Source organism: Streptomyces xanthophaeus, from assembly GCF_030440515.1.
In the GTDB taxonomy this organism is placed as follows: domain Bacteria; phylum Actinomycetota; class Actinomycetes; order Streptomycetales; family Streptomycetaceae; genus Streptomyces; species Streptomyces kutzneri.
Window position 1 is genome coordinate 1576160 of sequence record NZ_CP076543.1, and the last position, 25512, is coordinate 1601671.

At 71.6% G+C, this 25512-nt stretch carries 24 protein-coding genes; 6 read left to right on the plus strand and 18 right to left on the minus strand.

The window, feature by feature from the left end:
- Positions 1-8: 8 nt before the first annotated feature.
- The 4 genes from KO717_RS06815 to KO717_RS06830 all read right to left on the minus strand — a co-directional run bounded on the left by KO717_RS06815 (position 9) and on the right by KO717_RS06830 (position 4285).
- Complete coding sequence (locus KO717_RS06815) at positions 9-1304, minus strand: aspartate aminotransferase family protein (protein ID WP_301365020.1); 1296 nt, start codon at positions 1302-1304, stop codon at positions 9-11.
- On the minus strand, positions 1301-2143 hold the full coding sequence (locus tag KO717_RS06820; RefSeq protein ID WP_189740752.1) for a nitrilase-related carbon-nitrogen hydrolase: 843 nt from the start codon (positions 2141-2143) through the stop codon (positions 1301-1303). The genes KO717_RS06815 and KO717_RS06820 overlap by 4 nt, the downstream gene beginning before the upstream one ends.
- A gap of 177 nt (positions 2144-2320) precedes the next feature.
- Positions 2321-3859: a hypothetical protein gene (locus KO717_RS06825; RefSeq protein WP_301365023.1), complete on the minus strand. Its 1539-nt coding sequence runs from the start codon at positions 3857-3859 to the stop codon at positions 2321-2323.
- A 45-nt stretch (positions 3860-3904) separates the two neighbouring features.
- Entirely contained in the window at positions 3905-4285 is a 381-nt protein-coding gene (locus KO717_RS06830) for a PPOX class F420-dependent oxidoreductase (protein ID WP_301365025.1), read from the minus strand.
- Positions 4286-4533: 248 nt separating this feature from the next.
- Between KO717_RS06830 and KO717_RS06835 the strand changes: the two genes are divergently transcribed.
- The gene (locus KO717_RS06835) at positions 4534-5805 is read left to right on the plus strand and encodes an MFS transporter (RefSeq protein ID WP_301365027.1); all 1272 of its coding nucleotides are present in this window, start codon (positions 4534-4536) and stop codon (positions 5803-5805) included.
- A gap of 89 nt (positions 5806-5894) precedes the next feature.
- Positions 5895-6479: a DinB family protein gene (locus KO717_RS06840; protein WP_301365029.1), complete on the plus strand. Its 585-nt coding sequence runs from the start codon at positions 5895-5897 to the stop codon at positions 6477-6479.
- 345 nt (positions 6480-6824) lie between these two features.
- Here KO717_RS06840 and KO717_RS06845 read toward each other — a convergent pair whose 3' ends face one another.
- From KO717_RS06845 to KO717_RS06855, 3 genes are all read right to left on the minus strand, one after another.
- Complete coding sequence (locus KO717_RS06845) at positions 6825-7514, minus strand: suppressor of fused domain protein (protein ID WP_301365031.1); 690 nt, start codon at positions 7512-7514, stop codon at positions 6825-6827.
- Between the two features lie 72 nt (positions 7515-7586).
- The gene (locus KO717_RS06850; RefSeq protein ID WP_301365032.1) at positions 7587-8786 is read right to left on the minus strand and encodes an alginate lyase family protein; all 1200 of its coding nucleotides are present in this window, start codon (positions 8784-8786) and stop codon (positions 7587-7589) included.
- Positions 8787-8897: 111 nt separating this feature from the next.
- Positions 8898-9149: a helix-turn-helix domain-containing protein gene (locus tag KO717_RS06855; protein ID WP_030714642.1), complete on the minus strand. Its 252-nt coding sequence runs from the start codon at positions 9147-9149 to the stop codon at positions 8898-8900.
- Positions 9150-9213: 64 nt separating this feature from the next.
- On the opposite strand from KO717_RS06855, the gene map reads away from it, so the two are divergent.
- Positions 9214-9981 carry a type I methionyl aminopeptidase gene (map, locus tag KO717_RS06860; protein WP_301365036.1) on the plus strand — a complete coding sequence of 256 codons (768 nt, stop codon included), beginning with the start codon at positions 9214-9216 and terminating at the stop codon, positions 9979-9981.
- Positions 9982-9990: 9 nt separating this feature from the next.
- Here the strand turns inward: map and ggt are convergent, their stop codons facing one another.
- A complete protein-coding gene (gene ggt / locus KO717_RS06865; protein ID WP_301365038.1) occupies positions 9991-11790 on the minus strand; it encodes a gamma-glutamyltransferase in 1800 nt (599 codons plus the stop codon).
- Positions 11791-11891: 101 nt separating this feature from the next.
- Between ggt and KO717_RS06870 the strand changes: the two genes are divergently transcribed.
- Positions 11892-12617 carry a hypothetical protein gene (locus tag KO717_RS06870; protein WP_301365040.1) on the plus strand — a complete coding sequence of 242 codons (726 nt, stop codon included), beginning with the start codon at positions 11892-11894 and terminating at the stop codon, positions 12615-12617.
- On the opposite strand, the gene KO717_RS06875 is transcribed toward KO717_RS06870, so the two are convergent.
- The 6 genes from KO717_RS06875 to KO717_RS06900 form a co-directional block, all read right to left on the minus strand.
- The gene (locus KO717_RS06875) at positions 12577-13836 is read right to left on the minus strand and encodes a cytochrome P450 (RefSeq protein ID WP_301365042.1); all 1260 of its coding nucleotides are present in this window, start codon (positions 13834-13836) and stop codon (positions 12577-12579) included. The two genes, KO717_RS06870 and KO717_RS06875, sit on opposite strands and share 41 nt — an antisense overlap.
- Positions 13837-13903: 67 nt before the next feature.
- Positions 13904-14446, minus strand: coding sequence for a hypothetical protein (locus KO717_RS06880; RefSeq protein WP_301365043.1), 543 nt, complete (start codon positions 14444-14446; stop codon positions 13904-13906).
- Positions 14443-15888 (minus strand): ATP-binding protein, encoded by a 1446-nt coding sequence (locus KO717_RS06885; protein WP_301365044.1) that lies wholly within the window; start codon positions 15886-15888, stop codon positions 14443-14445. The genes KO717_RS06880 and KO717_RS06885 overlap by 4 nt, the downstream gene beginning before the upstream one ends.
- 6 nt (positions 15889-15894) lie before the next feature.
- Complete coding sequence (locus KO717_RS06890) at positions 15895-16578, minus strand: response regulator transcription factor (protein WP_301365045.1); 684 nt, start codon at positions 16576-16578, stop codon at positions 15895-15897.
- A 41-nt stretch (positions 16579-16619) separates the two neighbouring features.
- Entirely contained in the window at positions 16620-18326 is a 1707-nt protein-coding gene (gene murJ / locus KO717_RS06895) for a murein biosynthesis integral membrane protein MurJ (RefSeq protein WP_437184477.1), read from the minus strand.
- A complete protein-coding gene (locus tag KO717_RS06900; protein WP_367401575.1) occupies positions 18323-19432 on the minus strand; it encodes a lipid II:glycine glycyltransferase FemX in 1110 nt (369 codons plus the stop codon). The genes murJ and KO717_RS06900 overlap by 4 nt, the downstream gene beginning before the upstream one ends.
- Before the next feature lie 306 nt (positions 19433-19738).
- On the opposite strand from KO717_RS06900, the gene KO717_RS06905 reads away from it, so the two are divergent.
- Together KO717_RS06905 and KO717_RS06910 are read left to right on the plus strand one after the other, a co-directional pair.
- Positions 19739-20908: a L,D-transpeptidase gene (locus KO717_RS06905; protein WP_301374397.1), complete on the plus strand. Its 1170-nt coding sequence runs from the start codon at positions 19739-19741 to the stop codon at positions 20906-20908.
- Positions 20909-21046: 138 nt separating this feature from the next.
- A complete protein-coding gene (locus tag KO717_RS06910) occupies positions 21047-22633 on the plus strand; it encodes a CocE/NonD family hydrolase (RefSeq protein WP_301365047.1) in 1587 nt (528 codons plus the stop codon).
- Positions 22634-22709: 76 nt separating this feature from the next.
- Here KO717_RS06910 and KO717_RS06915 read toward each other — a convergent pair whose 3' ends face one another.
- The 4 genes from KO717_RS06915 to KO717_RS06930 all read right to left on the minus strand — a co-directional run bounded on the left by KO717_RS06915 (position 22710) and on the right by KO717_RS06930 (position 25510).
- Positions 22710-23453, minus strand: coding sequence for an amino acid ABC transporter ATP-binding protein (locus tag KO717_RS06915; RefSeq protein WP_301374399.1), 744 nt, complete (start codon positions 23451-23453; stop codon positions 22710-22712).
- A gap of 72 nt (positions 23454-23525) precedes the next feature.
- Positions 23526-23966, minus strand: a complete 441-nt coding sequence (locus KO717_RS06920; protein WP_301365049.1) for a DUF6278 family protein — start codon at positions 23964-23966, stop codon at positions 23526-23528.
- A gap of 95 nt (positions 23967-24061) precedes the next feature.
- Positions 24062-24847, minus strand: coding sequence for an exodeoxyribonuclease III (locus tag KO717_RS06925; protein WP_301365051.1), 786 nt, complete (start codon positions 24845-24847; stop codon positions 24062-24064).
- 30 nt (positions 24848-24877) lie between these two features.
- Positions 24878-25510, minus strand: a complete 633-nt coding sequence (locus KO717_RS06930; protein ID WP_301365053.1) for an MBL fold metallo-hydrolase — start codon at positions 25508-25510, stop codon at positions 24878-24880.
- Positions 25511-25512 lie beyond the last annotated feature (2 nt).

Below are 25512 nucleotides of genomic sequence, written 5' to 3' on the forward strand. Positions count from 1 at the left end.
TGATCCCCCTACTGGATGCTGCGCAATGCCTGTTCGAGGATCTCGGCGCCCTCTTCCGCCTCGGCGACGGTGAGGGAGAGCGGCGGCGCGATGCGCAGCACACTGGTGTTGTACCCGCCGCCCTTGCCGAGCAGCAGGCCGCCTTCGCGGGCCGCCTCCAGGACGGCGGCGGCCGCGTCCGGGTCGGCCTCGTCCGTGCCCGGCCTGGTGAGTTCGAGTCCGGCCATCAGGCCCCGGCCGCGGATCTCCCGTACGGCGGGGACGGTGGCGGCGATGGAGCGCAGCCGCTCCAGGAGCAGGCCGCCGACGCGGCGGGCGTTGCCCTGGAGGTCGTGCTCCAGCAGGTACGCGAGGTTGGCCACGCCGGCCGCCATGGTGACCGGGGAGCCGCCAAAGGTGGAGATGGAGTTGGAGTCCAGGCAGTTCATCACCTCGGCGCGGGCCACGACCCCGCCGATGGACATGCCGTTGCCGATGCCCTTGGCGAAGGTGAGGATGTCCGGCGGGCCGTTCTGGGCGTGTGCCTGCCAGCCCCAGAAGTTGTCGCCGGTGCGGCCCCAGCCGGTCTGCACCTCGTCGCTGATCCACAGGATGCCGTGGCGGTTCAGGACCTCGCGGAAGGCGCCGTAGAGGCCGTCGGGCGGCGAGGTGAAGCCGCCGACGCCCTGGACGGGTTCCGCGATGAGGGCGGCCACTCCCCCGCGTGCCTGGCCGAGTACGTCCTCCAGGTCCTCGACGGCGGCGGCGGTGAAGGCGGCGTCGTCCAGGTGGGCGAGGGGGCCGCGGGTGCGGACCGCGCCCTGGACGTAGTACGTCTGCAGCGGCGAGAGGCTGGTCGGGGACCAGCCTCGGTTGCCGGTGATCGAGACGGTGGAGAAGGACCGGCCGTGGTAGCTGTTGCGCATCGCCAGGATCTGGTTGGAGCGGCGGTACGTCGTCGCGAGCAGCAGGGCGGTGTCGTTGGCCTCGGTGCCGGAGGTGGTGAAGAAGACCCGGGCGTCGGGGATGCCGGAGAGGGCGGCGACCCGCTCGGCCAGCTCGATCATCGGCCGGTTGAGGTACAGGGTGGAGGAGTGGATGATCCGTCCGGCCTGTTCGGACACGGCCTTGGTGACCTCGGGCAGGGCATGGGCGGTCATCGTGGTGAGGATGCCGCCGAAGAAGTCGAGGTAGCGGTTGCCGTCCGCGTCCCAGACGTGGCGGCCCTCTCCGTGGGTGAGCTCGATGGGGTGCTTGTAGTAGAGCGCGAGCCAGTCGGGCAGGACGGTGCGGTGGCGGCTGTGGAGCGGGGTCGGGTTGGTCACGGCTGTACGAGCCCTCCGTAGGCGTCGGGGCGGCGGTCGCGGTAGAAGGCCCACTGGTCGCGGACCTCCTTGATCAGGTCGAAGTCGAGGTCGCGGACGACGAGTTCCTCGTCCTTGTCGCTGGCGACCTCCCCGACGAACTGGCCGCGCGGGTCGACGAAGTAGCTGGTGCCGTAGAAGTCGTTGTCGCCGTACTCCTCCTGGCCGACGCGGTTGATGGCGGCGACGAAGTACTCGTTGGCGACGGCGGAGGCGGGCTGCTCCAGCTGCCACAGGTACGCGGACAGGCCTCGGGAGGTGGCGGAGGGGTTGTAGACCAGCTGGGCTCCGGCCAGGCCCAGCTGGCGCCATCCCTCGGGGAAGTGGCGGTCGTAGCAGATGTAGACGCCGATCCGTCCGACGGCGGTGTCGAAGACGGGCCAGCCGAGATTGCCCGGACGGAAGTAGTACTTCTCCCAGAAGCCTTTGACCTGGGGGATGTGGTGCTTGCGGTACTTGCCCAGGTAGCTGCCGTCGGCGTCGATGACAGCGGCGGTGTTGTAGTAGAAGCCCTCGCTCTCCAGCTCGAAGACCGGTACGACGATCACCATGCCGGTCTCGCGGGCGAGGTCCTGCATCCGGCGTACGGTCGGGCCGTCGGGGACGGCCTCGGCCCAGCCGTAGTGCTCGGGCTCCTGGACCTGACAGAAGTAGGGGGCGTTGAAGACTTCTTGAAAGCCGATGATCTGCGCGCCCTGGGCGGCTGCCCGGCGGGCGTGCTCCTCGTGTTTGGCGATCATCGATTCGGTGTCTCCGGTCCAGGTGGCCTGGACCAGCGCGGCGCGGACGACTTGGGCCATGAGCTGCTCCTCGCGACGGGAACGCCGAGTTCTACGCACGTAGACGGTATGCGTAGGGAGTAGAACGTAGGCCTCGTCACAGCGTGGGGCAAGACCGCCGTGCGCGGTTGGAGTAGTCGATCACGTTACGTCGCCGCGCGGTCGAATGCGGTCAGGAGACGGGCGGGTTGAGTACCCCTACGCGCCTGCGATGCCCGCCACCCGCAGGGCGTGGACCAGGTCGCGGTGCCGGGGCCCGGGCAGCGCCCGGGCCGCCCGGAGCAGTCGTGGGGCGAACCACTGCGGGTCGTGCCGGGCCAGGCCGGCCGCCTCCTCGGCGGTGCGCACCCGGACGAAGGCGCCGAGCAGGGCGTCGGCCTCGCGGATCCGGCCGGCCCCGTCGAGGGCGAGCGCCGCGTCCGCGACCTCGGCGGCCGGGCGGGCGGCGCCCTGGCGCAGCAGGGCCTCGCAGTCGGCCTCCCGGCCGGCGGCGCCGAGGGCGGCCGCGGCCGCCGCGAGCCGCTCGGGCGGGAGCGAGGCCGCCTCCCACAGCAAGGTGGCCCAGTCGGCCGCGAGCCCCGCCCGGGTCAGCTCGGCGGCGAGGGCGGGCAGGTGCTCGGCGGGCCGGGCGGCGGCCTCGCACAGCAGGGCGTGCGCCTCGCCGCTGCGGCCCTGGGCCCGCAGGGCGAGCAGGGCGGCGGCGACGGCTCCGGCTCCGGCTCCGGGGACGCCCGCCGCCGGCCCGGCCCGGTGCTCGGGACGCGGTACGGGGCGGGGCGCGGGCCCGGCGGGGCCAGGGGCCTCGGGTGCGGGGGCGTCCGGGGTGCCGAAGCGGGCTCCGCGGGGTGCGGGGAGCGCGGCGCCGGGACCGGAACCCGGCGTGCCGTCCCCGCCGGGGTGTCCCGGCGGCGGGGTGAAGGCCGGGGCCTCGGGGGCGGCCGAGCCCGCGTACCGGGCGCCGCCGGCGCGCCGCGCACCGCGCAGCCACCGCCCCTCGGCCCGGCCGACCGGGGCTTCGGCGCGCGCGGGGGGCTCCTCGTCGGCGGGCGCTCGCGGCGCGGTGTCCGGCCCGGCGCCCGGCCCGTTGCCCGGTTCGGCGCTCGCCCCGGCGCCCGGTTCTGCGCCCGGTTCGTTGCCCGGCCCGGCGCCCGGTTCGGCGCGTGCCCTCCGCTGCCGGGGCACCCCGGGCAGCCACTCCGCGGTCTCCGGCCGCGCCGGCCACAGCCCGTCGGGGCCCGCCCGCAGGGCCCGCAGGCGGGCAGCCAGGTCTTCGTGCCGGGCCACGGCGCGGGCCACGTCGTCCTGAGCCCAGGAGAGTTCCCTGGTGAGGGCGTCCGTCTCGGTCCGGTCGGCGGCCCTGCCGAGGCGTACCGTCAGGCTCCGCAGGGCCGTCTGCGCATCGGCCCGCTGCGCCACCGCCGCCGCGATCAGGGTCCGCAGCTCCCCCTCGCCGCCCGGCAGCCGGTCCCACACGGCGACGGCCGCCGCCCGCAGCTGGGCCGCGTATACGGTCTCCCGCGCCGCGAACTCCGCCCCCCGCGCCCCGGCCAGGTCTCGCAGCAGCGATTCCACCACGTCCCACGGGGGCATCGCCGCCCCGTCGAGACAGGCCCTCATCCCCTCCGGATCCCGGCGCAGGAACTCCCCGTACCAGCCTGCCCCGGGATCCAGCCTTTGCGTCAACCCCCGCAAGTACCCCGAGAGTTGACTGATCGCCAGCGAAGTCGCGGTCTCCATGACGGCATTGGATCCCACCTGTGTTACGGGCGGGCTACGGGAGTCTCAAAGCTTGACGGCGATCGCGGTGTGCGGACGCTTGCCCCGGCGCGCCAGAGCGGCGGGCACGTCCACCAACCAGAACTGCCAGCCGTACTTGCGCGACATCAGCTTCCGCACTCGCCGCAGCCCCGCCTCGTCGAGCAGCCGGGCCTCGCCCTCCCGCGTCTGCGCGCCTTCTTCGACGCGCCCGCGCATGTCGCAGGCGGTGACGGTGACCCGCCCGTTGTTGCGGATCCGCTTGACCTTCCACGAATCGCTGCGGGTCCACACGTACAGCTCACCCCCGTCCGCGACCGCCCACACCGGTGTCGCCACGGGCGTGCCGTCCTTGCGGAAGGTGGTGAGACTGACGTACCGCGCCCTGCCGAGCTCTTCGAGATCCATGACCGCACCCTAGGGGGTGCCGGGCGCGAGGAACGACGGAACGAAATCCGGCGCTCAGCCCTTCGCGCACCTGAGAGCGCTCGTCCGGACAGCGGTCGCACAACCGGCCCGGCTTCGCGGTGCGGCCGACGGCCGTGCGCCGCTTCGTGCTGTTCCTGGACGACCCGGCCGGCTTGCCTGCCGACGTCGCTGACGCTGCCCGTATAAGGTGCCCCCACTCGCGTCCGATCCGTCAGGGAGCCCGCAGTATGACCGGCACCACGGAGGCCCTTGGCGGGTCGGCTGCAGTCGGCCATGCAGCACGAAGTGTCACGCGCCCGTTCTACATGTACGCCGTGCTCACCAACACGCTGTTCCAGCGCGGTGTATTCGTCCTCTTCCTTCAGCAGCGCGGCTTCTCCGCCGGGCAAGTGGCCCTCCTGCAGACACTGCTCTACCTGGTCAGCGGAGTTGCGGAGTTACCGACGGGAGTCATCGCCGACCGAATCGGCAGGCGCGCCGCCATCGTGATCGGCCAGATGCTGATGGCCGGATGTCTGCTCGGTCAGGTGGCGTCCTCCGACTACTGGTTGTTCCTGGCGCTGTTCGTCGGGCAGGGCGTGGGCATGGCATGTGTGTCCGGTTCGGAAACCGCCCTTCTGTACGACCTGCTCGTGCGTCGTGGTGCAACGGCCGACTACGTCAGGATCAAGTCCCGGTTCACCATGCTCGGGACGGTCACCTCGGGAGCCGCCATCGTCCTCGGCGGCCAGCTGCAGCAGATTTCCTGGGGGGTCGTCTACGCCGGTTCGGCGGCGTGCCTCGCCCTGGCCGTGGTGGTGCTGATGTCACGGGTGCCCGAGATCCGCGGTGCGGACGCGGTGGACGAGCCGGACGGAGCAGAGAAGGAACAGGGCGACGCCACGGCATGGCGGGCGATGCTCCGGGTCGCCACGCCGGCGCTGGTGACGCTTGTCGTGGTGTCCGGACTGATGCATGCGACGTTGACGCCCTACATCATTTTCACGCAGAAGACCCTCTCCGATCAGGGAGCGGGCACCGCATTGGTCAGCGTGGTCATATCGGCGGGATTCTTCGCCGGCGGGCTCACTCCGCTGCTGTCGGACCGCGCGGACCGGCGCATCGGCCATCGGGTCATGGTCCCGGTGTCTCTCCTGACGCTCGCCGCGGCACTCGGCCTGAGCGGCCTCGGCCTTGTCTGGGTCACCATCGCCGCGTTCCTGGCCCTGGTCGGGATTCCCGAGATCACCGCCGTGATCGTGGACAACGTGTTCAACGGGGCCGTGCCGTCGCGCCACCGGGCGAGCCTGCTGTCGATGATCGCATTCGTGGAGTCGGCGCTCATCGGCATCGGCTATCTCGTCCTCGGCGGGCTCATGGACGGGCTGGGCTCCGGTGTGGGCATGGCCGCCTATGCCGCGGTCCCCCTGCTGGCATGCCTCCTGTGGCTCCCGGTGCTCTTCCGGGGGGCACGGGTAACCACCGAGACCGAGCAGCCCGCCGGCCGCAAGGCATCCTGAAACCGGCCATCTCGACCGATGCCCTGCCCGATGGCAGGGCGGGTACGGGATCTTGAGACCACGAGCGGCCCATGGCAGGCTCATGCCGCATGATCGACGAATTCGCGAAGGACAACCTGCACGGGAGACTGCGGCGGGACCGTGAGGCGCTGCTCTGGAAGCTCGACGGCTTGTCCGAATATGACGCCCGCCGGCCTTTGACGGCGACCGGGACCAACCTCCTCGGCCTGGTCAAACACGTGGCCACCGTCGAGGCCAGGTACTTCGGCGAGGTCTTCGGCCGGCCTTCCCCGGAACCGCTGCCCCGGTGGCAGGACTCCGACGGCAGCGATCTGTGGGCGGCCGAGGGCGAGACCCGCGATCAGATCATCGGGTTCTACCGGCGCACATGGGAATGGTCGGACGCGACGATCGAAGAGCTTCCCCTCGACGCCCCCGGCCACGTGCCGTGGTGGCCGGAGCCTCATGCCGACACGAACCTGTTCGCCATCATGGTCCATGTCCTCGGCGAGTCCGTCCGGCATGCCGGACACGCCGATATCCTGCGCGAAGGCCTCGACGGCCGGACCGGGTTGCGCGCCGAACACGAGAAGCAGATCGACGAGGAAGCCCGCGCAGCACACTGCGCGAAGATCGAGCAGGCCGCCAGATCGGCCGCACCGGTCAAAGCCTAGAGGTTGTCTCACCGTGCGGCGTGATGCCGGTCGTGGGTGCCTCGTGCGCTGCCCGTCCGCCGGGTGGTGGGACCGCTCCGTGTGACGAGCGGGCCGTGTTCACGGCAATGGCGTACCCGCGCCCGGTCCCGCCGGGGACCACGTCGGCGCCGACCCCGTCCAACTCCGTGCGGACCAGGCGGACTTCTCCGCCGAACACCTGGCCTGGCTGCGCGAGCGCGGGCTCGTCACGCATCGCGCGGCCCGGCATCGAGTCCATCGCGCCCGGCCGCGACGGCGCGGAGTGATCAGCAGGCACTCCCGTTCACCGGGACACCGGTGCGGTTCCCGGGTCCAGCCCGATCATCACGTGGTCGTGGAACACCCGCACGTGTTGCCGCGGGTCGCCCCCGTTGGGCACGTACCAGCCACCGATGCCCGGAAAGGATCAGTGGGATTGATCTCCGCCTCGTCCAGGAGCTGTTCCAGCGCCTCGTGACCGTGACGTCTGCGGAACTCGATTTCGTCTGCCGTCACAGGCAGGATCCAGAGGATGCGAGCGTGTCCCTCGGGCAGCGGACAGCGCTCAAGATCGGGTCCGTGGAGATAGGGCAGGCTGATCAGCAGGTGGTCGCAGGCCGAGCCGGGCACCCATGGTTCACCGATCGGCATGCTGTGCTCCAGATCGAGCTGGTGCCCTCCGCAGTGGTAGTAGGCGATCATGGCCATGAGGTCGATGAACCGCTGGTCGCGGACGTGAGCCGTCAAGACGAACTCGAGCCCGTGACCGTCCTTCTGCATGGCGGCCCAGCATCCGGCGGTCACATAGGCCCAACTGCCGCTACGCGGGCCAGGGCCCACAACGAGAACCCGCAGGTCGGACACGGCCTCGCGTCGGTCCGGCCCGAGGTCGCAGACAACGACCTCTACGGAATGCCCCTCGAAGAACGCCCGGACATGTGCCTCGACGGCCTCCGCGGCGACCACCCTCGCATCACTCACCGCGCGATCATGCCAGACCTCGATCAACCGGCCCTGCTGCTTACCCCGCGTCATGATTCCTGGGCACCCGACCCGAATACGCGACACCGGAACATGCGAGCCCACCAGTATCGAAACCCCGGGGGGTCAGGCGGGCGGGGTCTCTCCGTGGCTGACCGTTTCCCAGGCCACGAACAGCTCGTCCGTCCCGGCCGGCCGCGTCTTCTCGACCAGGGCGCGGGTGTACGGGAGCTTCGCGCCGGTCCGCGTCTCGTAGTGGTGCAGGGCCACCTCCAGGTCGGGCCCCATGGTCCGCTCCACCTTGCCCCCGCACAGCCACGGCGGGGCCTCGGCCCCGAGCTGGTACTTCGCGTGGAACTCCAGCGCGGTGCGCAGCCGGGCGGACTGCTCGCCGTACAGGTCGACGCCCTGGTGCCAGGCGGTCTCGGCGATGTGCGCGGACGCGGCGAGCGCATAGCCGACGTGCATCAGGTTGCGGCAGGTCTCCTGGGCGATGCCGTCGACGTAGGTGCCCTGGTCGAACCAGTACGCCTTGACCTGGGCGGCCGTCTCGATGGCGGTGTACGGCGGGGCCATCGGGCGCGGGCCGTCCATCCGGAGGTAGAAGTACGCCGGCACGCGCGCCCGGAACCGCTCCAGGGACTCCCGGAAGATCACCTGGTCCTCCAGGAAGACGGCGATGGAGACGGCGGCGTCGGTCATGGCCAGTTCCCAGTTGCCGTTGTAGGCGGGCACCTGGGCGCGGACGGCCGGCAGGTAGGCCTTGCGCAGCATCTCCTTGAACCGGGTGACCCGGGGCTCCTCCCAGTTCGGGTAGTCGGCGTGCACGATGTCGGCGGCCCGTGCCCAGCTGGATCCGGACCAGGCAGCCTGGAGTCCGGCGTTGTCCTCGCGGTGCCTCTTCATCACGGCGGACCAGGCGTCCATGATCTGCACGGCCTTGCGCGCGTGGGCGGTCCTGCCGTTCACCGACCACAGCAGGGCGTGGGTGTAGGCGGCGATCGCGTCCTGCCGTTCGTCGAGGCAGGACTGCGGTCCGCTGTTGAAGGGGCAGGGCACCACGTCGGCCGGGTGCGGGGTGTAGTCGAGCGAGGCGTAGCGGCTGCCGAGGAGGGCCCGGTACGCGGAGAGCCAGGGTTCCTTGCCGGCCGCGATCATCTGCTTCGCCTGCCGGAGCTGGCCATGGCTGACGACGACGCCGGGGTGGTGGAAGACCACGTCGCCCGCGCGGGGGCGGCCTTCGGGGGCGGCGCACGCCGCGAGCAGCAGGCCACCCGCGAGGAGGGCGCCGACGACTGCGAAACCGACTCGCTTGGATGCGTTCATGGCTGACACGCCTTCACGCTTGCCCCGCGCTCCGGACCTCCCACCGCCGATTGGGCCGTCTGGCCGCCGGGCCCGCCCGAACGGCAGGACCGGACACGCCCCGGGCAGAGCCTAGGCGGGGACGACGGCGCAGCGTCGCAGCAGGTCGTCCAGGGAGAGGCCGAGGGCCGCGGCGAGGGCGGCGACCGTGAAGAAGGCGGGGGTGGGTGCCCGGCCGGTCTCGATCTTGCGCAGGGTCTCGGCGGAGAGCCCGGCGCCGGCCGCGACCTCGACCATGCTCCGGTCGCCGCGGGCCTCGCGCAGCAGGACGCCGAGCCGCTCGCCGCGCTCGCGCTCTTCGGGGGTGAGGGGGGTACGGACCATGCCGTCATCCTACCCCGCACACCAATAACTATCCCGTTATTCTTATACCGGTATAGTTATTGGCATGGTGAAACTGAAGACGGACCGAGAGATCGACGAGATGCGGGCCGCAGGCCGGGTGGTCGCCCGCGCCCTGGCCGCCGTACGCGAGGCCGCCGGCGTGGGGGTGTCCCTGCGGGACCTGGACCGGGTGGCCCGCGAGGTGCTCCGCGAGGCCGGTGCCACCTCGCCCTTCCTGGGCTACCGGCCGCCGTTCGCGCCCGTGCCCTTCCCCGCCGTGGTGTGCGTGTCGGTGAACGACGCGATCGTGCACGGCATCCCCGGCGACTACCGGCTGCGGGACGGCGACCTGGTCAGCGTCGACTGCGGGGCGAAGCTCGGCGGCTGGGTCGGGGACGCGGCGGTCAGCTTCACGGTCGGCCCGGCCCGGCCCGCCGACCTCCGGCTGATCGAGACCTCCGAGGCGGCCCTCGCCGCCGGGATCGCCGCCGCCGTGCCCGGCAACCGGATCGGCGACATCGCCCACGCGATCGGCACCACCTGCCGGGCCGCCGGGTACGGGGTGCCGGACGGCTTCGGCGGCCACGGCATCGGCCGCACCATGCACGAGGACCCGGGCGTGCCCAACGAGGGCCCGCCGGGACGCGGCATGAAGCTGCGCCCCGGTCTGGTCCTCGCCATCGAGCCGATGCTGATCGCGGGCGGTACGGACGACTACACCTGCGACGCGGACGGCTGGACCCTGCGCACCGTCGACGGCAGCCGCGCCGCCCACTCGGAGCACACGGTCGCGATCACCGCCGACGGTCCGCGGATCCTCACCGCGATCTAGGAAGGGGCGCTACGGCCTCCCGTGCGGGCGGACCACCATCGCCGAGCCGCCGCCCCGGCGGCTGGTCTCGGCCGCCGCCAGCCAGCGGCCGTCCGGCAGCCGCTGCACGCCGGTGGCCGCGCCGATCTCCGGGTTCTGCCGGAAGCCCTGGCCGATCGCCTCCAGCTCCGCGCGCAGCGGGCTGTTCCACAGGCCCGGTTCCAGCTCGGTGGTGGTCTGGTTGCGCTGGCTGGCCCGCGGCGCGGCGATCGCGTCGACGAGCGGCAGCCCCCGGTCCAGGTGGCCGATCAGGGTCTGCAGCACGGTGGTGATGATGGTGGCACCGCCCGGGGAGCCGACCGCGAGCACCGGGCGGCCGTCCTCCAGCACGATCGTCGGGGACATGGACGAGCGGGGCCGCTTGCCGGGGCCGGGCAGGTTCGGGTCCGGGACGCCGGGCGCGGCCGGGGCGAAGGAGAAGTCGGTCAGCTCGTTGTTGAGCAGGAAGCCGCGTCCGGGAACGGTGATCGCGCTGCCGCCGGTGGACTCGATGGTCAGGGTGTAGGAGACCACGTTGCCCCAGCGGTCGGCGACCGTCAGGTGCGTGGTGTTCTCCCCTTCGTACGTGGTCGGGGCGGCCTGGCCCGAGCCGCCGCAGGCCGCCGGGTGGCGCGGGTCTCCGGGGGCCAGCGGGCTGGTCAGCGTGCGGTCCGGCGCGATCAGGCAGCCGCGCGAGTCGGCGAACCGCTGCGAGAGCAGCTCACGCGTGGGCACGTCCACCGCCGCCGGGTCACCGACCCAGCGGCCCCGGTCGGCGAAGGAGATCCGGGAGGCCTCGATGAAGCGGTGCAGGTACTGCGTCTCGGACAGCTTCGAGAGGTCGGTCCGCTCCAGGATGTTCAGCGCCTCGCCGACGGTGGTGCCGCCGGAGGAGGAGGGCGCCATGCTGTAGACGTCCAGGCCGCGGTAGCTCACCCGGGTCGGGTCCTGCCGCTTGGTCGCGTACGCGCGCAGGTCGGCGGTGGTCAGGTCGCCGGGGCGGACCTTTCGGGTGGCCGCCGGGTCCACCGGGGGTGTGCGGACCGCCCGGACGATGTCCTCGGCGAGGGGTCCGCGGTAGAGGGCGCCGGTCCCCTTGCGGCCGAGTTCGGCGTAGGTGGCGGCGAGGTCGGGGTTCTTGAAGGTGGAGCCGACCACCGGCAGGGCGCCGCCCGGCAGGAAGAGCTTCGAGGTCGCCGGGAAGTCCTTGAAGCGGTCCTGGTTGAGCTCGGTCTGGGCCCGGAAGGTGCTGTCCACCGTGAAGCCCTCGCGAGCCAGTTTCTCGGCGGGCTTCAGCAGGGTGCCGAGCGGGCGGGTGCCCCAGGCGTCGAGGGCGCTCTTCCAGGTGGCGGGGGTGCCGGGGACGCCGACCCCGCGGCCGCTGGTCTGGCCCTCCGCGAAGGGGATGGGAAGGCCGTTCTCCTGGAACAGTGCCTCGGTGGCCGTGGCGGGGGCGGTCTCGCGGCCGTCGACGGTGTGCACCCGGTGCGTGCGGGCGTCGTAGTAAACGAGGTAGCCGCCTCCGCCGATGCCCGCCGAGTAGGGCTCGGTCACCCCGAGCGCGGCGGCGGTGGCGATCGCCGCGTCCACGGCGTTGCCGCCGGAGCGCAGGACGGCGATACCCGCGGCCGTGGCGTCGGCGTCGACGCTGGCGACGGCCCCGCCGTAGCCGGCGGCGACCGGCACCTTGGCCGGCGGGGTGGCCGTGGTGGGCGGGGCCGCGGCCCCGGTGGAGACGAGCGCCCCGGCGAGGGCGACGAGCGCTAACTGACGTGCGGCGGGAGCACGCATGCGGTTCCTCCGGTCGACGGCCTGTCAGGTCTGATGCGCGCAGCGTAACTTCACCGCACCCCCCGCGTCAGGAAGGCGGCCCGGCCGCTACCATCCGCCGCATGAACGACGACGTGCGCAACATCGTGCTCGGGGTGATAGCCACCGCCGTCAGCGGCGGGTTCGGCTGGTTCGCCCGGACCTACCTGTGGCGCCGTACGCTGCGCCGCAAGCAGGGCTTCTTCGGACTGCCGGCCGGCGCCGAGTGCCTGTTCGTGGTCAACCGGCAGATGGGCGGCAAGGAATCGTCGGTGCACCGCAACGACGCCTTCGCGCTGCTGGAGATATCCGCGCTGATCAAGGACTGCGGGGCGAACGTCCAGATCGTCACGCACGACGAGGCCCGTCAGGGCTTCGGCGAGCGCGCCGAGTTCTGCGTCGGCGGCCCGACGTCCAACACCCGTACGGTGGCGCACCTGGCCTCGATGCTGCCGGGGGTACGGGTGAACGTCGACACCCGGGAGCACGAGGACCGGGGCGCGATCCAGGTGGGCGGCGAGAGCTACCGGTGGGACAAGGGGCGGGTGGAGCATGTGCTGCTGGCCAGGCTGACGGGCGCGCAGGGCGGCCGTCCCGTCTTCCTGCTCTCCGGGCAGACGGCGGTCAGCAACCAGGCCGCCGCCCGCTATCTCGCCCGCCACCACGAGCGGCTGGCCCGCACGTACAAGAAGGATCCCTTCTGCCTGGTGCTGAAGGTGGTCAACTCCGATGCCTACGGCCCCGATGTGACCGAGCTCGCGGCCGATGTCACCCGGGCGGCCCTGACACCCGAACCGGCAGCCGCGTGATCCCGTTGATGAAGTTGGAGACCAGCCTCCGGGGCGGTCCCGCCAGTTCCGGCGCGGGCATGGCCGCGCACCACTCCTCGTAGAGGATGCGCAGCTGGAGCCGGGCGAAGTGGGCGCCGAGGCACACGTGCGGGCCGTCCCCGAAGGAGACGTGCGGGTTGGGCGTCCGCGCCAGGTCGAGGCGGCCGGGGTCGGTGAAGGCGCGCTCGTCGTGGTTGGCGGAGGCGTGGAAGACCACCACCTTCTCCCCGGCGCGGATGGTCCGCCCGGCCAGTTCGGTGTCGACGGCGGCCGTGCGGCGGAAGCTGAGCACCGGCGGGTGGACGCGAAGGAGTTCGTCGACGGCGCGGTCGAACGGGACGGTTCCGTCCGCGAGACGGCGATAGGCGTCCGGGTCCCCGGCCAGTGCGAGCAGGCCGCCGGGGGCGGCGCTGCGTACGGTGTCGTTGCCCGCGACGGTCAGCAGGAAGAAGAACATCTCCAGTTCGGCCGGGTCGAGCCCGGCCTCGGCGAGGGCGGTCATCACGTCGTCCCCGGGGTGGGCGCGCTTGTGGCCGGCCAGTTCGCGGGCGTACGCGAACATCTCGCCGAGCAGGGCCGGTGAGCGCGGGTTGAGCGGTGTGCCGTCCGGGCCGAGGAGCGGCGGCGGGGCGTCGTCGGGGTCCTGGTACCCGATGATCCGTACGGTCCACTCCAGGAGCAGGGCCCGGTCGGCGGCCGGGACACCCAGCAGGTCGGTGAGGTTCAGCAGCGCGTACTCGTCGGTGACGGCGCGCACGAGGTCGGCTGCGCCGTCCTCGGCGTCCTGCCGGGCGGCGGCGAGGAGGGCACGGGCCCGCTCCCGTACCCGCCCGGCGAAGGCGTCGACGCGCGCGGGGGTGAAGGCGCGGGACACCAGCCGCCGCAGCCGGCCGTGTTCGGGCGGGTCCTGGTTGAGCATGGTGCGGCGCAGGAAGGGCAGGTCGGCCGGGTCGGGGTCGCGGATCTGGGTGGCGCCCAGCCAGGAGGTGTACGTCCGGTGGTCGCGCAGGACCCGTACGACATCGGCGTGCCGGGTGACGGCCCAGAAGCCCGGGCCGGCGGGCCAGCCCTGGATCTCCGGCTCCGCCTGCCAGGCCACGGGATGCCGCTCGCGCAGCAGCCGGTAGCGCTCGTGCGGGATGCCGGCGGCGTAGATGCGGGGGTCGAAGACGTCGGGGACGTCCGCGGCGTGGTCCATGGGGTCACCGTGACGGGTGCGCGGCCCTGCCCGCAAGGGCGCGGCGGGACACACCCAGGGGTGCCCGTCAGCGCTTCAGGTCGCATTCGGCAGGGGCGAGGGTGGTGTCGCTGCCCTGCAGCGCGACGGGGGTGAGGGTGTCCTTCATGGCGGAGATGCCCATGGTGCACACGATCTGCATGCGGGCCAGTGCCGACAGATCACCCACGGCGAACGGCACCCGGACCGTCACCCCCGCGTGCGAGGCCGAGCTCACCTCCAGCTTCTCCGACCCCTGGCCGACGGGCAGCTGGGGCAGCCCCGTGGTGAGCCCGGCCTCGCCGGCCCGGCCGCGGGGGCCCTCCAGCAGCAGCCGCAGCAGCACCACGGGATTGAGCTTGTAGTCGACCATCAGGCTGAACGGGGCCGGGACGAGCCGGTCGCCCTCCTTGGAGAGGAAGTAGAGATAGATGCTGTTCTTGCCATCGGCGACCTTGACGGTGGCGGAGTGACCGCTGTCGATCACCCCGCTGCGCTTGATCCCGCATCCGGTGAGCAGCAGGGCGCAGCTCACCAGTGCCGCCGTGGCCACGGCCGCCCGGGACCTCGTCCTGGTCCTGCGCCCTGTCATACGTGGGCCTCCAGCGGCATGTCGAGGGTGAAGACCGCTCCCCCGGCGGGCCCGTTGGCCGCGAGGAGGGTTCCGCCGTGCAGGCGGACGTTCTCCAGGGTGATGGCGAGGCCGAGACCGCTGCCGGCGGAGCGGGTCCGGGCCGCGTCGGCCTTGAAGAAGCGGTCGAAGATGTGCGGCAGCACCTCGGGGGCGATGCCGGGCCCGCTGTCGGCGACGTCGATCAGCAGCCGTTCGCCGTCCTCGCCCGGTGCGGTCCGTACGGTGATGCGCACGGGCGCGCCGCCGTGCCGCAGTGCGTTGCCGACGAGGTTGGCGAGGATCACGTCGAAGCGGCGCGGGTCGAGCCGGGCGCGCACCCGGTCCGGCAGCTCGGCGACGATGCGGTCGTCGACCCAGTGGCGGCGCTCCAGGGTCTTGCGCACGGCCTCGGCGATGTCCACGTCGTCGAGGTTGAGCTCGGCGGCCCGGGCGTCGAAGCGGGAGATCTCCATCAGGTCCTCGACGAGGACGGCGAGCTTGCCCGTCTCGGCACTGACCAGGCGCAGGGCCTTGGCGGTGTCGGCGTCGAGGCGTTCGGCGTCCTCGTCGAGGACCTCGGTGACGGCCAGCATCCCGGCGAGGGGGGTGCGCAGTTCGTGGGAGACGTCGGAGGCGAAGCGGCGGGCGCGTACCTCCGCGTCCTGGAGCTCGCGCACGGACTGTTCCAGGGCGCGGGCGGTCTCGTTGAAGGTGCGGGCGAGTCCGGCGAGCTCGTCGGCGCCCCGGACCTCGATCCGGGTGTCGAGGCGGCCGCGGCCGAGGTGCTGGGCGGCCCGGCGCATGTCGCGGACCGGCCGCAGCACGCTGCGGGCGGCCAGCAGCGCGGGCACGATGGCGATGGCCAGGCCCGGGACGGCGCCCTGCTTGGCGGCGTCGACCATGGCCTCCACGGTCTGCTTCTCGGTGGAGAGCGGGACGCTGGCGTAGAAGACGGCTCCGGTGGATTCGCTGAAGCCGTCGTGCTCGAAGACGGCGGGGACGCCGATGGTGAGCCACGGGTTGCCGCGCGCGTCCTCGACCCGCTGGAAGGCGGTGTAGTCGTGGCGGCGGACCTTCTCGCGCAGCTTGTCGGTGATCACGCTGGAGGTCGGCGTGCCGGGGTTGGTGGAGACCCGCACGCTGCCGTACTCGCCGAAGATGATCCAGGGGTGCGGTTTGCCGCGCTTGCCGAGTTCGATGACGATGCGCTGGAGCTCCTGCTGGTCCAGCGGAAGACGGAACTCCTGCTGCTCGACCTGGTCCCGCAGCGTGCTGATGGCGGTGTCCTGGGTCTGCTTGAGGATCGCGTTGCGCGCCTGCTGGTAGGTGAGGGCGGCGGTGGTCACCGCGCTGATCGCGGCGACCAGCAGGAAGGCCGCGATCAGTCGGGTGCGCAGGCCCAGCGGCGCGATGCGTCTCACGGTCGCCTACAGGGGACCGAAGCGGTAGCCGAAGCCGCGCACGGTCTGTATGTAGCGGGGGCTCGCGTCGGGGTCCTCGACCTTGGTGCGCAGCCGGCGCACGCAGGCGTCCACGAGCCGGGCGTCGGCGTGGTAGCTGTGGTCCCAGACGTATTCGAGGAGCTGCTGGCGGGAGAAGACCTGCTCGGGCGAGGCCGACAGGTGCAGCAGGAGCTTGATCTCGCTGGGGGCGAGGGGCACGCGCTCGCCGTTCTTGGCGACGCTCAGCCCGGCGCGGTCGATGGTCAGCTCCCCGTGGTGCTCGACCCCGGGGCGGGAGCCCACGGGGTCGCTGAGCCGGCGCAGTACGGCTTTGATGCGGGCCTCGATGACCTCGGTGCGGGCGGGTTTGACGATGTAGTCGTCGGCGCCGGCCTCCAGGCCGACGACTATGTCGAAGTCGTCGCCGCGGGCGGTGAGCATGATGATCGGCACCTGGCTCGTCTCGCGGATGCGGCGGCAGACCTGGACCCCGTTGATCCCCGGCAGCATCAGGTCGAGCAGGACGAGCTCGGGCCGGAAGCCGCCCATCAGGGCCAGTCCTTCCTCGCCGGTCTCGGCGGAACTCACGTCGTGGCCCCGGCGGCGCAGGCCGAGGCCGACCCCCTCGCGGATGGAAGGGTCGTCCTCGATCAGCAGTACGCGTGGCATCCGGTCAGTATCCCAAAGGTGTTGCGGGGCCTTGCCTCCCGTCAGCGGCGGCTCTTGCGCCGCAGGGAGTCCAGCATGTCGGTGATCTCCGTCAGGCGCAGCGGCCCGGCGAGGAGGACGACGACGAGGGCCAGGGCGGCGGTTCCCGCCCCGACCGCGGCGAAGTTGCCGAACGGGTCGGCGGCGCGGGCGGCCGCGTACCCGGCGGCGGCCGCCGGCGTGCAGGCGGCCAGCAGCCGCAGGTGGGTCCGTACGGCGGTGGCGCGCCGCTGCGTACGGGTGCCCTCGCGCGGGCCGAGCCGGCGGGTGAGGGTGTAGGCGGTGACGGCGGCGCCCGCGAGGAAGGCGACGGAGGAGGCGGCGGCCATGCCGGTGACGGCCCAGCGCGGGGACAGCAGGACGTAGGCGGCGGCCGACAGTCCGGCGGTGAGCGCGGCGATGACCAGGTTGAGGAAGAAGGGGGTCCGGGTGTCGGAGAGGGCGTAGAAGCCGCGCGAGAGGACGTACTGCGCGGAGAAGGCGATCAGGCCGGGCGCGAAGGCGATGAGCATGCCCGCCATGACCTCGATGTCGGCGGCGTCGGTGCGGCCGTACTCGAAGACGCTGCCCATCACCCAGGGGGCGAGGGCGGCGAAGAGCGCGGCGGCGGGCACGACGAGGGCGGCGCTGGAGCGCAGGGCGTAGGAGATGTCGCGGCGCACGGCGCCGAGGTCGCCCTCGGTGGCGGCCGCGCTCATCCGCGGCATGAGGGCGGTCACGAGGGAGACGGTGATGATGCCCTGCGGGACGATCCACAGCTGGTAGGCGTTGCTGTAGGCGATGTAGCCGGCACCGCCCGGGAGTCCGGCGTCCACGGCTTGCTGCCCGGTGGTGGTGGAGAGCCGGGTGACGACCCAGTAGGCGATCTGGTTGGTGAGGACGAGCATGACGGTCCAGCCCGCGTTGCGCAGGGGGCGGCCGAGGCCGCTGCCGCGCCAGTCGAAGCGCGGGCGCCAGCGGAAGCGGGCGGCGCGCAGCGAGGGGACGAGGGCGAGGGCCTGGATGACGATGCCGAGGGTGGTGCCGAGGCCGAGGAGCCGGGTCTCGGCGGCGGTGAGGCCGGGCGCCCCGTCGTGGGAGACGTAGAGGAAGAGCCCGAAGACTCCGATGATCACGACGTTGTTGAGGACCGGGGTCCACATCATCGCGCCGAACCGGCCGCGGGCGTTCAGCACCTGGCCGAGCAGGGTGAAGAGGCCGTAGAAGAGGATCTGCGGCAGGCAGTACCGGGCCAGGGCCACGGTGGTGCTCGCCTGGGCTCCGTCGTAGTCGGTGTACACCGAGACGATCAGCGGGGCGGCGAGGACCGCGACGGTGGTGAGCGCCAGGAGGGCGACGGTGCAGGCGGTGAGCAGCCGGTCGGTGTAGGCGGACCCGCCGTCCGCGTGCTCCTTGGCGGCCCGGACGAGTTCGGGTACGAAGACGGCGTTGAGCGCGCCGCCGATGAGCAGCATGTAGATGATGTTCGGGACCGTGTTGGCGACGGCGTAGCTGTCGCCGAGGAGTTCGGTTCCCAGCGCCGCGACGACGACGGCGGAGCGGATGAAGCCGGTGGCGCGGGAGACGATCGAACCGGCCGCCATGAGGGCGCCGCTGCGCAGTACCGAGGTCTTCCCGGCGGGCGCGCCGGCGGCTCCGGGGGCGCCGGCCGCCGTGGTGCCGGTGCCGGTGCCCGTGTCGGTGCCGCTGTCGGTTTCGGTGGCCGTCACCGGCGGGCCAGGTAGGCCTGGAACGCCTTGTAGAGCGCCGTGTTGGCGACTCCGTCCATCGGTATCTCCCACTCTCCGAGCGTCTCGACGACCTGTCCGCCGGTGCCGAGCTTCCAGCGCAGCAGCCCGAAGGAACGTTCGTCGGGGTCAAGGGTGGAGGGTACCCCGCGCATGTCGTACTCCTCCGCTCCGAGGGCGTGGGCGTCGCACATCATGCGCCACTGCAGGGCGTTGCTGGGCCGTACCTCGCGGCGGTGGTCGGCGGAGGCGCCCGTCTGGTACCAGACCCGCTTCCCGGCGGTGATCATCGTGTGGGCGGCGAGGATCTCCCCCTGGTGAACGCCCAGGTAGAGCCGCATCCGGCCGGGCGCCTCCTCGTTGAGGACCCGGTACTGCTGCTCGTAGTACGCGAGGGAGCGGCCGAGCCGGAAGCCGTCGCGTTCCTCGGTGATGCGCAGCAGCCGGTAGAACTCGGGCAGGTCCTCGAAGGTGCCGATGACCGTCTCCACGCCGGCCTTCGTGGCCTTGCGTACGTTGCGCCGCCACTCCTGGTTGAGGCCCGCCCACACCTCGTCGAGGGTGCGGCCGGCCAGCGGCACGCGGAAGACGTGACGGGGCTGGGCGTCGCCGTCGTCCTCGCCGCCGCACCGCGTCCAGCCGCGCGTGCGCAGCCGGTCGGCGAGGGCGGCGCCCACCGGGTCGACCTCGGTGGCGAGCACGTCGGATATCTGGCGGCCCGGTCCGGAGGCGGCCTTGGCGGTGGCCGCGTCCCAGCGCCGGTAGGCGGGGGTGGGGCCGATGCGGACGGCGAAGGCGCCGGAGGAGCGCAGGTGGCGCATGAGCGGGGTCAGCCAGCGGTCGATGTGCGGATCGGACCAGTCGGCGACGGGCCCCTCGGGGAGGTAGGCGAAGTATTTGCGGGTTCCGGGAAATTGCCGGTAGAGAACGAGACCGGCACCCTGAATCTGGCCGTCCGGATAGTGCCAGCCGACCCTTTCCGAGCGCCAAAGGTCCTTTACGCGGGCCCAGGAGGGGTACTGGAGAAAGCTCGCCCCGCCGTGGCGGGAAAGGAACGCCTGGTATTCGGAGACCGACAGGGCACGCACCCGGAGCTCCCGGTCCTGGTCATGGTTCTGCTGGGCGGGGGTCACGAGCAGTGCACACACGGCAGACGGCCTTCCTGTCGTCCTGACGGTCTCTCACAGGACTCTCACAGCCGCCCGTGACCGAAGTGCGCGGCGATTGTGACCGGATGATGACCGTTTCGCTGCGGTCGACGTCACAAGAGAAAGGACGACCTTTTCCGCGGATTGCGGAACCTAAAGTCGAGTCGTTCGCATCCTCTTTAGCGGACGTTCACCACCACCGCTCCTGGAAAGGGCCCTTCGTTGAGCCGTATACGCCGCACCGCCATGGCGGGCACCGCACTTCTGGCCGCCTCGCTCACCGCCTGTTCGGGCGGGAGCGACGGTGGCGGTGACGACAAGGGCAAGGCCGAGCTGAAGCCGAAGGCGCCCATGGCGGTCTCGGTGAACCTCGCGGGTGATCAGGTCAAGGCGGGCCAGCCGGTGACGGTGACCGTCGCCGAGGGCAAGCTGGCCCAGGTGAAGGTGACCGACACCAAGGGCGCGGAGCTGCCGGGGAAGATCTCCGACGACGGGAAGACCTGGACCTCGGAGCGCAACGCCCCGCCCGGCGCGGAGTACAAGGTCGAGGCGCAGAACACCGACAGCCAGAGCGCCACCACGCAGTTCAAGACCGGCCCCGCCGACAAGGTGAACAAGGTCTCGATCAACATCACCAAGGGCAGCACGGTGGGCGTGGCGATGCCGGTGTCGCTCGTCTTCGACAACCCGGTGACGAACAAGGCCGACGTGGAGAAGCAGCTCAAGGTCACCACCTCGGACAACAGCGAGGGTTCCTGGGGCTGGATGAAGGACCACGACGGCAAGGACCGCGTCGACTGGCGGCCCAAGGACTACTGGAAGTCCGGCACGGACGTGAAGGTGGACATGCACCTGAACGGGGTGGACTCCGGCAAGGGCGGCGGGCTGTTCGCCCGCGACTACAACACCGAGTTCAAGATCGGCAAGGACCGCCGGGTCCAGGTCAGCCTCGACACGAAGAAGATGTCGGTCACCCAGGACGGCCAGGCGCTCAGGACGATCCCGATCTCGGCCGGCACTCCCGGCGGCAAGAAGGCCTCCTGGTCCGGGAAGATGGTGATCATGACCAAGGAGGGCACCATCCGAATGGACTCCCAGACGGTGGGCCTGGACAACGCCTACGACAAGATGGTCGATTACTCGATGCGGCTGACCTGGTCCGGCATGTACGCGCACGCCGCCCCGTGGAACTCCGGCAACTTCGGGCGGGCCAACAGCAGTTCCGGCTGCGTGGGGATGAGCGACGCCGACGCCAAGGAGTTCTTCGGGCAGTCCCAGGTCGGCGACCTCTTCGAGGTGGTCGGCGAAGGCTCGAAGGGCCAGGCGCCGATCGGCAACGGTTACGGCGAGTGGAACCTGTCGTGGGACGAGTGGAAGGCGAAGAGCGCCCTGTCCGGCGCCCCGCAGAACGGCTGACGGCCGGCCCGCGGGTGGTCCACCGCCCTCACCCAATCGTTACCAGTGCGTAACTTACCCACGGGTTACTTTCGGTAACACGCTCCCGTTACCGTCGGGTCACTTTGACAATCCCGGCGCACGCGCGAGGAGCGACAGATGCAACGCACCACCACCGCAGCGGCCGTGGCGACCCTGCTGGCGGCAGCCGTCCTGGGCCTGGCCCCCCATCAGGCCCAGGCGGCTCCCGCCACCACTGCGGCAGCCGCCGCCGACGCCTCCTCGCAGCTGCGCTTCCACGACATCCCGGGATCCGGCGGAATCACCCTCAAGGGCAACGTCTTCACCCCGGCCGGGGCCGAGAGTGGCCGCAAGTACCCGCTGATCGTGCTGCCCACCAGCTGGGGCCTGCCGCAGATCGAGTACATCGCCCAGGCCAAGAAGCTCGCCGACTCCGGTTACGTCGTGGTCAGTTACACCTCCCGCGGCTTCTGGCTCTCCGGCGGCAACATCGAGGTGGCCGGCCCGCCGGACATCGCCGACGTCAGCGCCGTCATCGACTGGGCCCTCGCCAACTCCCCCGCCGACGCGGACCGCATCGGCCTCGGCGGGGTCTCGTACGCCGCCGGCATCACCTTGCTGGCCTCCGCCCACGACCCGCGCGTCAAGGCCGTGGTCGCGATGAGCGGCTGGGCCGACCTCATCGAATCCATCTACTCCGGCCGCACCCAGCACCTCCAGGCCGCCGGAATGCTCGGCGCCGCCGGATATCTCACCGGCCGCCCCGGACCCGAACTCAAGACGCTCCTCGGCAACTTCCTCGGCTCCCGGCTGGACCAGGAGCAGCAGATGATCGAGTGGGGCAGGAAGCGCTCGGCCTCCGAGCAGGTGGACCGGATCAACGCCAACGGCGCCGCGATCATGCTCGGCAACGCCTGGGGAGACACCATCTTCCCGCCCAACCAGTACGCGAAGTTCTACGAGCGGCTGACCGGCCCCAAGCGCCTGGAGTTCCGGCCCGGGGACCACGCCACCGCCGAGGGCACCGGCCTGCTGGGGCTGCCCAACGACACCTGGACCAACGCGCACCGCTGGTTCGACCGCTACCTCAAGGGCGAGCGCAACGGCGTCGACACCGAGGCCCCGGTGCAGATCAAGTCCCGTAGCGACGACGGGTACGAGGGCTACGCCGACTGGAAGTCGGTCGGCTCCGGGGGCACCGAGAAGCTGGCGCTCTCCGACAGCGAGCACCTGTTCGCCAATGTCGACTCCGGCGCCAACGGCGGAATCCTCCTCCTCTCCAGCGCCCTCGACCAGTTCGTGAAGGCGCCGCCGATCGCCTCCGTCCCGCTCCTCCCCCGGGCCTTCGCGGCCGTCTGGCAGTCGGAGCGCTACGACGAGGCTCGGCGGATCCGCGGCACCGCGAAGCTGCACACGACCGTCACCCCCACCAAGGGCGACGGCACCTTCGTCGCGTACCTCTACGACGTCGGCCCGCTCGGCATCGGCAAGCTCGTCAGCAACGCCCCGTACACCTTCCACGGGAAAGCTCCCGGCCAGGCCTTCGGCGTGGACCTGGAGCTGTTCTCCACCGCGTACGACGTCCCGGCGGGCCACCGGCTCGCCCTCGTCATCGACACGGTCGACCCGCTCTACATCGAGCACAACCCCCTCGGCGCGCAGCTGACCTTCTCCTCGCCGCGCACCGATCCCAGCTACCTGTCGGTCCCGCTGCGCGAGCAGTGAGACACGGCTGCTGCCGGGGCCGGGCGCCCGGCAGCAGCCGCCGGGCGGCCCGGCACCCGGCGGCCGCCCGGCCCCGTCAGTGCTTGAGGATCTTCGAGAGGAAGTCCTTGGCCCGGTCGCTCTCGGGGGCGGTGAAGAACTGCTCCGGGGTGCGGTCCTCGATGATCTGCCCGTCGGCCATGAAGAGCACGCGGTTCGCGGCGGAGCGGGCGAAGCCCATCTCGTGGGTGACCACGACCATGGTCATGCCCTCGCGGGCGAGCTGCCGCATGACCTCCAGCACCTCGTTGATCATCTCCGGGTCGAGCGCGGAGGTGGGCTCGTCGAAGAGCAGGGCCTTGGGGTCCATGGCGAGGGCGCGGGCGATCGCCACGCGCTGCTGCTGACCGCCGGAGAGCTGGGCCGGGAACTTCTCGGCCTGGTCGGCCAGGCCGACCCGCTCCAGGAGCTCCCGGGAGCGCCGGTCCGCCTCGCCCCGCTTGCGGCCGCGGACCTTGACCTGCGCGAGCGAGACGTTCGCGAGGACGGTCTTGTGCGCGAACAGGTTGAAGGACTGGAAGACCATCCCCACCTCGGCACGCAGCCGGGCCAGCTCCTTGCCCTCGGCGGGCAGTGCCTCCCCGTCGATGAGGATCGTGCCCGACTCGACCGTCTCCAGCCGGTTGATCGCCCGGCACAGGGTGGATTTCCCGGAACCGGAGGGGCCGATGACCACCACCACCTCCCCGCGGCCGACGGTGAGGCTGATGTCCCGCAGTACGTGCAGCGCCCCGAAGTGCTTGTTCACGTCCCGCAGCTCGATCAACGTTTCGACGGCCATGTGCTGCCCTGCCCACTTGTCGGAGTCGGAGTCGGAGTCGTAGTCGGAATTCGGAATCGACACGCCGGGGCGTCAGCCCTCGGAGGCCTCGGCGTACGCCTGGCTGAGCTCGGGGGATCCGGTCATCGCCCAGGACAGGCCCGACTCGATCACGTTCAGCTCCCGGCCCGAGGCCAGCCGGATCACCGGCTGGCCGTTGGGCCACACCCGCCAGGCGGCCCCCTGAACCGTCCGGATGATCACGGTTCCGAGGTAGAAGCCGGCGTCGTTGCCGAGCCAGGGCACCGCCTCGGGATCCCGCCGCCAGCGCGGCATCAGCTGGTCCAGGGCCTCCAACGAGGCCTGGCTCTCGTCGAGTTCGAGCCCGGCCGCCCGTGCCTGGACGCGCAGCATCTCACACTCCGAGAACAACTCGGCGACGCCCTCGGGGTCGTCCGCGAGGGCGGCGGCGAGTCCCGCACCCTGTACCGTTTCGCGTCGGTTCAGCCAGTTGCCCAGGAAAGGGATGTTCATACCGCCCAGCGTCGCACCAGGATCCGCCGCTGACCACAGGGCGCGCCTGGATCCGTCGGCCCGGATGGCACCGGCCACCGGCCACCGGCGACGGGCTACCGGGCGAGGTCCAGGTCCACGACGACGGGCGCGTGGTCGGACGCGCCCTTGCCCTTGCGCTCCTCGCGGTCGACGTAGGAGTCGGTCACGGCCTTCGTGAAGGCCTCGTTCCCGTAGACCAGGTCGATGCGCATGCCCTTGTTCTTGGGGAAGGCGAGCATCCGGTAGTCCCAGAAGGTGTAGGGACGGTCGTACTTCAGCGCGCGCGGGAACACGTCCGAGAGCCCGGCGGCGCGCAGCGCCTCCAGGGCGGCCCGCTCGGCAGGGGTGACATGGGTGAGGCCCGCGAAGACGGCCGGGTCGTAGACGTCCTCGTCGGTCGGGGCCACGTTGAAGTCGCCGAGCACCGCGAACGGCAGCGGACCGGCCGCCTCCTCGGCGATGGCCGTGGTCAGGGCGCGGAACCAGTCCAGCTTGTAGCCGTAGTGGTCGTGCTCGACCTCGCGCCCGTTGGGCACGTACACCGACCAGACCCGGACCCCGCCGCAGGTGGCGGAGATCGCGCGGGGTTCCTGGACGCCCTCGTAGTCGGGTCCGCCGGGCAGCCCGAGGACCACGTCCTCCAGGCCGACCTTGGAGAGCAGGGCCACGCCGTTCCAGCGGCCGGTGGCGTTGACCGCCGATTCGTAGCCCAGCTCACGCAGCTCGTCGTACGGGAACTGCTCCGCCGAGCACTTGGTCTCCTGGATGCACAGGACATCCGTACCGGAGCTCTCCAGCCAGGCCAGCAGGCGCGGCAGCCGGGCGGTGATGGAGTTGACGTTGAAGGTGGCGATACGCATACCTGCCAACCTACCGCCCGGCACCGACAGTCACAGTTCGGCGGAGTCCCCCGCGGTGAGTCGCCCGTGGTCGGTGCCCCCGAGGGCGTCCAGGGCGTGGTCGTAGATCGGCCGGGCGATGTCGGAGAGGTAGGCGTCGTGGATGTCCAGGGCCCGGCGCGGCTTGACCTCGCGGAGGTAGTCGATCACCTCCGAGACCTTGTTCCAGGGTGCGTGCACCGGGAGCATCAGGGTCTCGACGGGCACACCGGGCACGGTCAGCGCGTCCCCGGGGTGGAAGAGGGAACCTTCCACGAGATAGCCGACGTTCGTGACGCGCGGGATGTCCGGGTGGACCACCGCGTGCAGCTCGCCGTGGACCTGGACCTCGAACCCGGCCGCGGTGAAGGCGTCGCCGTGGCCGACGGTGTGCACCCGGCCCGGATAGGCGGGGGCGAGCTTCTCGGCGACGCTGCGCAGGGTCCACAGCTCGACCGCCGGATCGGCGTCGAGGGCGGCCCGCAGCCGGCCCTCCTCGAAGTGGTCGGGGTGTTCGTGCGTGACCAGCAGGGCGTCCGCCCCCAGTCCCGCGTCCGGTTCGCTGAAGGCGCCCGGGTCGATGACGAGCGTGCGCCCGTCCTTCTCCAACTGGACGCAGGAATGCAGCCGCTTGGTGAGCTTCATGA

Coding starts and splice junctions, on each gene's coding strand:
- KO717_RS06905 (WP_301374397.1), top strand. CDS start 19,739: ATGGCGGGCACCGCACTTCTGGCCGCCTCGCTCACCGCCTGTTCGGGC.
- KO717_RS06835 (WP_301365027.1), top strand. CDS start 4,534: ATGACCGGCACCACGGAGGCCCTTGGCGGGTCGGCTGCAGTCGGCCAT.
- KO717_RS06830 (WP_301365025.1), bottom strand. CDS start 4,285: ATGGATCTCGAAGAGCTCGGCAGGGCGCGGTACGTCAGTCTCACCACC.
- ggt (WP_301365038.1), bottom strand. CDS start 11,790: ATGCGTGCTCCCGCCGCACGTCAGTTAGCGCTCGTCGCCCTCGCCGGG.
- KO717_RS06845 (WP_301365031.1), bottom strand. CDS start 7,514: ATGACGCGGGGTAAGCAGCAGGGCCGGTTGATCGAGGTCTGGCATGAT.
- KO717_RS06855 (WP_030714642.1), bottom strand. CDS start 9,149: ATGGTCCGTACCCCCCTCACCCCCGAAGAGCGCGAGCGCGGCGAGCGG.
- KO717_RS06910 (WP_301365047.1), top strand. CDS start 21,047: ATGCAACGCACCACCACCGCAGCGGCCGTGGCGACCCTGCTGGCGGCA.
- KO717_RS06920 (WP_301365049.1), bottom strand. CDS start 23,966: ATGAACATCCCTTTCCTGGGCAACTGGCTGAACCGACGCGAAACGGTA.
- KO717_RS06825 (WP_301365023.1), bottom strand. CDS start 3,859: ATGGAGACCGCGACTTCGCTGGCGATCAGTCAACTCTCGGGGTACTTG.
- KO717_RS06915 (WP_301374399.1), bottom strand. CDS start 23,453: ATGGCCGTCGAAACGTTGATCGAGCTGCGGGACGTGAACAAGCACTTC.
- KO717_RS06870 (WP_301365040.1), top strand. CDS start 11,892: ATGAACGACGACGTGCGCAACATCGTGCTCGGGGTGATAGCCACCGCC.
- map (WP_301365036.1), top strand. CDS start 9,214: ATGGTGAAACTGAAGACGGACCGAGAGATCGACGAGATGCGGGCCGCA.
- KO717_RS06875 (WP_301365042.1), bottom strand. CDS start 13,836: ATGGACCACGCCGCGGACGTCCCCGACGTCTTCGACCCCCGCATCTAC.
- KO717_RS06850 (WP_301365032.1), bottom strand. CDS start 8,786: ATGAACGCATCCAAGCGAGTCGGTTTCGCAGTCGTCGGCGCCCTCCTC.
- KO717_RS06925 (WP_301365051.1), bottom strand. CDS start 24,847: ATGCGTATCGCCACCTTCAACGTCAACTCCATCACCGCCCGGCTGCCG.
- KO717_RS06930 (WP_301365053.1), bottom strand. CDS start 25,510: ATGAAGCTCACCAAGCGGCTGCATTCCTGCGTCCAGTTGGAGAAGGAC.
- KO717_RS06820 (WP_189740752.1), bottom strand. CDS start 2,143: ATGGCCCAAGTCGTCCGCGCCGCGCTGGTCCAGGCCACCTGGACCGGA.
- KO717_RS06840 (WP_301365029.1), top strand. CDS start 5,895: ATGATCGACGAATTCGCGAAGGACAACCTGCACGGGAGACTGCGGCGG.
- KO717_RS06890 (WP_301365045.1), bottom strand. CDS start 16,578: ATGCCACGCGTACTGCTGATCGAGGACGACCCTTCCATCCGCGAGGGG.
- KO717_RS06880 (WP_301365043.1), bottom strand. CDS start 14,446: ATGACAGGGCGCAGGACCAGGACGAGGTCCCGGGCGGCCGTGGCCACG.